The organism is Synechococcus sp. H70.1 (assembly GCF_047502705.1).
GTDB lineage: Bacteria > Cyanobacteriota > Cyanobacteriia > Thermostichales > Thermostichaceae > Thermostichus.
In genome coordinates, this window is sequence record NZ_JANSIV010000075.1 from 2,868 (window position 1) to 8,524 (window position 5,657).

General features: G+C 60.8%; 6 protein-coding genes. 1 reads left to right on the forward strand and 5 read right to left on the reverse strand.

The window, feature by feature from the left end; genetic code table 11:
- Window positions 1-221: 221 nt before the first annotated feature.
- Window positions 222-1,295, forward strand: coding sequence for an undecaprenyldiphospho-muramoylpentapeptide beta-N-acetylglucosaminyltransferase (gene murG / locus NW827_RS05295; protein ID WP_414404119.1), 1,074 nt, complete (start codon window positions 222-224; stop codon window positions 1,293-1,295).
- Window positions 1,296-1,545: 250 nt separating this feature from the next.
- Here murG and NW827_RS05300 read toward each other — a convergent pair whose 3' ends face one another.
- The 5 genes from NW827_RS05300 to NW827_RS05320 form a co-directional block, all read right to left on the reverse strand.
- On the reverse strand, window positions 1,546-3,378 hold the full coding sequence (locus tag NW827_RS05300) for a chloride channel protein (protein WP_414404118.1): 1,833 nt from the start codon (window positions 3,376-3,378) through the stop codon (window positions 1,546-1,548).
- A 7-nt stretch (window positions 3,379-3,385) separates the two neighbouring features.
- A complete protein-coding gene (map, locus tag NW827_RS05305; protein WP_414362292.1) occupies window positions 3,386-4,168 on the reverse strand; it encodes a type I methionyl aminopeptidase in 783 nt (260 codons plus the stop codon).
- Window positions 4,169-4,328: 160 nt separating this feature from the next.
- Window positions 4,329-4,892: a DUF2062 domain-containing protein gene (locus tag NW827_RS05310; RefSeq protein WP_414404117.1), complete on the reverse strand. Its 564-nt coding sequence runs from the start codon at window positions 4,890-4,892 to the stop codon at window positions 4,329-4,331.
- Window positions 4,893-5,004: 112 nt separating this feature from the next.
- Window positions 5,005-5,142 (reverse strand): hypothetical protein, encoded by a 138-nt coding sequence (locus NW827_RS05315; RefSeq protein ID WP_414362157.1) that lies wholly within the window; start codon window positions 5,140-5,142, stop codon window positions 5,005-5,007.
- A gap of 6 nt (window positions 5,143-5,148) precedes the next feature.
- The coding region (locus tag NW827_RS05320) for a DUF4168 domain-containing protein (protein ID WP_414503421.1) at window positions 5,149-5,657 on the reverse strand (509 nt) is incomplete at its 5' end.

The window sequence follows — 5,657 nt, forward strand, 5'->3', positions numbered from 1 at the left end:
CTCCGTCCCGCTAGCGCGATGAGGGGGGGGCGGAAAAACCTTCGACCGCCACTATTAGCACCTACCCCGCTGAAGAACCCGGACAGTGCCGAAAGCCAGTCAGTAAGCGGAACTAGGAACCGTCTAGGGGCGTCTTGACAGCGCCTTTGCGAGTCCAACTGTGGACTGCGTAGGCATCCCCCGACTAAAGTTGGGGAGTGTCAACTCCCCATCTTCGTCCGGTGAATAGAGACAAGAGGGATCCCACTTCACCACCGCGGCTACTAGTGGCAGCTAGCGGGACAGGGGGGCATATTTTTCCTGCTCTGGCTGTTGCTGAGCAGTTACCCACTTGGCAAATCGAATGGCTGGGGGTACCCCAGCGGCTGGAGGGGAAGCTGGTGCCCGCTTGCTATCCGCTGCATCGGGTCACCCTGTCTGGCTGGCAGGGATCCCCTCTCCAGAAGCTGGGATCCCTGGTTCAGTTGGCACGGGCAACGCTGCAGGTGCGGCGGATCCTTAAGGAAGGACACTTTGATGCTGTCCTGACCACCGGCGGCTACATTGCCGCCCCAGCCATCTTAGCAGCCCGCTCGCTGGGGGTGCCGGTGCTGCTGCACGAGTCTAACCGTATCCCGGGCAAGGTAACCCGCTGGCTGGGAAGGTTTTGCCAGGTAGTGGCCTTGGGCCTGGCGGAAACGGCGGAGCACTTGCCGGGGGTAGTCACCCAGGTGGTGGGCACACCGGTACGGTCAGAGTTCTATCAGCCTCAGCCCTTGCCCGCGGATCTGCCGATTCCGGAGGGGGATCCTCTGATTCTGGTGATGGGGGGAAGCCAGGGAGCGCGGGGCCTCAACCGCCTGGTGGCCGCCTGCATCCCGACCTGGTTGGAGGCCGGGGCCTGGATTGTGCATTTGACTGGCGAGGGGGAGGTCGGGATCCCTTCCCATCCCCGCTACTACCCCTTTCCCTTCCGCACCGATGTGGCCGCTTTGTTGCAGCGGGCCACCTTTGCCATTAGCCGGGCCGGCGCCCTCAGCCTGGCAGAGTTGTGGGCCACTGCCACCCCTGCCATTTTGATCCCCTATCCTTTTGCCGCCGAAGACCACCAGTATTACAACGCTCTGGCCTTTGTGGAACGCGGTGGGGGAGTGGTCCTGCGAGAATCGGAAGCCAATCTGGAGGTGCTGCGGCAAACGGCGCTAACCTGGCTGGCCCAGCCCCAGCTGGTTGCCCAAATGGCCGCCAACTTAAGGGCAACAGCTTTTCCTACTGCCAGCAAGGCAATTGCCCGCCTGCTCCAGGAGATCTGTTAACTTCCCCAAAGGGCCAGCGGTGGTACAGCGGAGATTCGCCCGCCGCCTACCTAAGCCTGCCCCAGTCGTGGAAACCTCGTCCTGCTGAGGCTTCCGGTGGCAAGCCTCCGGGAGACGCTGCTGCAGGGAACGTGTAGAGGCGTCTTGACAGTGCTTGATGAGTTTGCTTATGGACTGCGGAAGAAGCCCTCGACTTTAGTTGGGGGAGTGTCGGGAATGCCCCTCCACCTTTCGGTGGCAGCGCTGATCCCTAGTCTGTCGGCGCCGCGGCAGAGGCAGGGATCCCGTTGTTGCCCCCCTCTGGAGCAGGAACTTCCGGCTCGAGAACTTGGCGCACGGATTCAATCTCTTGGGAAAGCAACACCCGCTCCCGGTCCAGGAGACCAACCACCTGCTCCGGATCCTCCCGCGAGACCACCGGCAACTGGCGCAAGTCGTACTTGTACATTGGCTCGGCAGCCACCGCCACAGTCTCATCGGGGAAGGTGGTGAGCACAGGAGCTTGGCTAACCTCCTCCACCGTCAGCTCCGCCAGTTCCCTGGCCTCCCTCTGAGCCAGAGCTCGCTCCAGGTCTTCTAGAGTGAGAATGCCCCGCAGCCGCTCCTGGGCGTCCACCACCAAAGCGCTGTGGCACTTTTGTTGCAGCAAACGCTCCAGCGCCTCCCGTAGCGGCATATCCTGCGGCAGGAGCAGAGAAGGGGGCAGCATCACCTCTTGCACCGTCACGCCCTTGGGCTCCTGCCTGCGTCGGGCGGAAGGGTAGATAACCGGTGGGTGCGATTGCTCCGTTAGCCAAATGCTCAAACCCACCGCCGCCATCACCGGTAGGGCAATGTGGTAGTCCCGCGTCATCTCAAACAGCAGGAGAATTGCCGTCAGGGGAGCCCGCACGCTAGCCGCCAATACTGCCCCCATGCCCACCATGGCATAGGCGGCAGGGGGAGAGAGGGCAAAAGCAGGCAAAACCCGTCCCAATACCTGGCCATAGCCTGCCCCCAACACTGCCCCCAGAAACAGAGCCGGGGCAAAGGTGCCGCCGACGAAGCCGCTGCCCAAGCTCACCGCGCTGAGGAATACCTTGCCCAGCAACAGCAAGCCCAACTGGCTGAGGGAAAAGGGCACCCCTTGCAGAATCGACTCAATAGTCTCGTAGCCCACTCCCAACGCCAACGGGATCCCCAGGCTTGCACAGCCTAGGATCGCGCCTCCCAAAGTGGGCTTGCTCCAGGCCGGCCAAGCTGCCAGGGATCCGCTGCTGAACAGGTGCTTGCCCCATTCCAGCGCGTAGCCGAAGGCGATGGAGACTAAGCTGGCTAGAAGGCCCAAACCCAAGTAGAGAGGCACCTCCAGGAGACTGTGGATCTCGTAGTCCGGCAGGACAAAAGCTGGCTGCGTAATGGTGGGCAAGAGAAAAGCCGGCTGCGCCCCCAACCCCACCTGGGCAATTAAGGCCGACACCACCGCCGCCAACACCACCACACTGACAGCAGAGGTAGTGAACGTGCGGGCCAAAGCCAGCTCCAGTGCCAAAAACACCCCGGCAATTGGCGCATTAAACCCCGCCGCCAGACCCGCCGCCGCCCCTGCTGCCATCAACAGTTGCACCCGCTCCCGCGAGAGGCGCAGGTTTTGCCCCAGCAAGCCTCCCAGCAGGGCGCCACTTTCTACACTGGGGGCCTCTGGCCCCAGGGAGGCTCCCGCCCCCAAGGAGATGGCAGCGTACACTAGCTTGAGAGGGATCCAGCTGGGCTGAGGAAGGAACGGTCGGCTGGGGCTGACCAAGCTGGGGAGGCTGGAGTTGGGAAGGGGCAGAGCTACCCTCAGCACACCAATCAATAAACCTCCCAGTATCGGTGCTAAAGCTGGCACCCAGGATCCCAGCTGCTCTAGGCCATGGTGTTGGGCCGTCTTGGCAAGGTGGTCAACTAGAAGATCTTGGAACAGATAGCGACACCAGCCAATTAAGTAACGAAACCCCACCACCCCTAGGCCCGTGCCCAGGCCCACTGCTGCTGCCAATAGCAGCACCAGATTCTCAGAGGAGAGGCGTAGGCGGGGATCCGCAACGCTCACACTCTTCATAGAAAGCTTAAGAGGAAGGCAACGTCAGGATCTCCACGCCGGTTTCCGTGACAGCAACAGTATGCTCAAACTGGGCGGAGAGCTTGCCATCTGCCGTTACAGCTGTCCACCCGTCTGCTAGCACCTTCACCTCCCAAGTGCCTTCGTTGATCATTGGCTCGATGGTAAACACCATGCCGGGACGAAGCTTTTCCCCCTTCCCTCGCTCGCCGTAGTGGGGAATCTGGGGAGCAGTGTGGAACTGCCGTCCTATCCCATGACCGACAAAGTCCCGCACCACACTGTAGCCCTGGGACTCAGCGTACTCTTGAATGGCAGCCCCAATATCCCCCACGCGGCCCCCTGGCCTTACGGCAGCAATGCCCCGCCGCAGGCATTCCTCGGCCACCTCCACTAGGCGCCGTGCTCGCTCGGAGGGCTTGCCAACAAAGAAGGTCTTGGAGGCATCGCCGTGGTAGCCATCCAAAACTGGAGTGACGTCGATATTAATAATGTCCCCTTCGCGCAGGATCTGCTTAGGGCTGGGAATGCCGTGACAAACGACGTGGTTGACACTGGTGCAGATGGATTTGGGGAAGCCGTGGTAGCCCAATGGGGCACTCCTGGCCCCGTGGGCCCGCGTCCAGCGCTCTGCTTCGTCGTTAAGCTCTTGCGTGGTAACTCCTGGCTGCACCATCGGCTCTAGGTGCTTAAGCAAATCCGCTGCCAGGCGACAGGCCCGCCGCATTTTCTCCAGCTCCCGTGGCGAAAGCAACACAATTGGCTGCGAAGCTTGGGCAAGCTGGCTCATGCCCGTCTGGAGGGCGGATCCCAACTGTTTCCCCCAGCGCCGAGAGTGGCGGCCCAGGTTGGTTAGTAGCGATCGCATCTCTTCCATCGTCAAACCCTTCCCTTCTCTGACAATCCCTAGGCTTGGGTAGGCAGGGATCCCCTAGCGGCCTTCTGCCCCCTCACAGACTCTGCCCCAAGCGGCTCATTCTCCGCCGCTGGCGAATCCGGCGCACTAGCCATAGGCCGAGAAAATAGCTGGCCAAGGCCCCCCAAAACCCAACAAATGCACAGCCAACAAAAAGCGTGCCCGCCACCTCCAAGCCCAACTGCATCCAGTTTTGGGCGGCCACGAGTTCCGCCGCGGCCAAGGCCGTCCTGGATCCCAGCAGCCATTCCCCGACCCGGTAGTTAAAAGCATAGACGGGCACGTAGGTGAGGGGGTTGCTCACCCAGGTTCCTGCCGCCGCCACCAGCTTGTTGCCCCGCAGGGGCACTGCTAGCAGCAGGGCAGCTAAGGTTTGAAAACCAAAGATGGGAAAACAACCGGCAAAAACTCCTGCCGCTAGACCCCGGGCAATTTCCTCAGGGGAAGATTGCAGGCGCACCAGGCGCAAATACCAATACCGCAGCCAACGCCCCCAGCCGGAATCTCGGCGGGCAGGAGGAGACTCCCGATAGGGCCCAGCGGATCTTGGCAAAGTTGTCCACTGAGAAGGCAGCCTCAGCCAAGAAAGAGGACTCATGGGCAACACCTGAGAAAAGGCGTTAAGCCTTGTAAATCCAGTGTATCTTTCCCCCTTCCAAAGACAAAGGGCTCTTGGCCAGTTGAGGCGAAGGAGCTTCTTCGAGGGTCTGCTAGCTGAGCTTGTCCACCAAAGCCAGCAGGAAGTTGAGGCTCAAGTAGGAAACCAGCAGCAGCAAAAAGAAGAACAGGGCAATGTTCAACCCAGCCCGCAGGGATTCACCTTGGATTTTTTTAGGCGGAGGAAGCATGTCAGCTTAGGGTGTAGGGGTTGGGTTAGCTGGCTGAGGGGAAGCAGAGGATCCTTTTTCCTGGATGAGTTCTTGCAGGCGCAGCCGCACTCGCTGATTTAAGGTGGGATCCTCGTTGGCCAAAGTCATCAGCTCACGGTATTTAGCCACCGTTAGCCCTTGCTTCTCGACAATGCGGCTGGCCTCGGCTTCAGTACGCTGCATAATCTTCTCATACTCAGCCTCGTCTTGGGTTTCTCGCAACTGGGCGCTAGCTTTGCGAATTAGAGGATCCAGTTCCAACAAAATGCGCACCAGCTGCTCCACCTGGGCATCAGTGACCTGATCTGCAGTTAGAGAAGGAGAAGCCTGCGGGTTGGGGGTTGTCCCTCTAGCCGGGGTAGCCGCGGCAGTAGGACTGGGGAGCGGGGTGGAGCCTTTGGAGCCCTGGGCCCAAACCGGCAAGGCAACCAGGCCGAGTCCCAGACCCACTAGAAACGCCAATTTCCTCATGGCCAAAATTCCCTGTCGTCGAC

Bases quoted from the DNA above. Each gene is read 5' to 3' on its own strand.
- NW827_RS05300 (WP_414404118.1), bottom strand. From the start codon at position 3,378: ATGAAGAGTGTGAGCGTTGCGGATCCCCGCCTACGCCTCTCCTCTGAG.
- map (WP_414362292.1), bottom strand. From the start codon at position 4,168: ATGAGCCAGCTTGCCCAAGCTTCGCAGCCAATTGTGTTGCTTTCGCCA.
- NW827_RS05310 (WP_414404117.1), bottom strand. From the start codon at position 4,892: ATGAGTCCTCTTTCTTGGCTGAGGCTGCCTTCTCAGTGGACAACTTTG.
- NW827_RS05315 (WP_414362157.1), bottom strand. From the start codon at position 5,142: ATGCTTCCTCCGCCTAAAAAAATCCAAGGTGAATCCCTGCGGGCTGGG.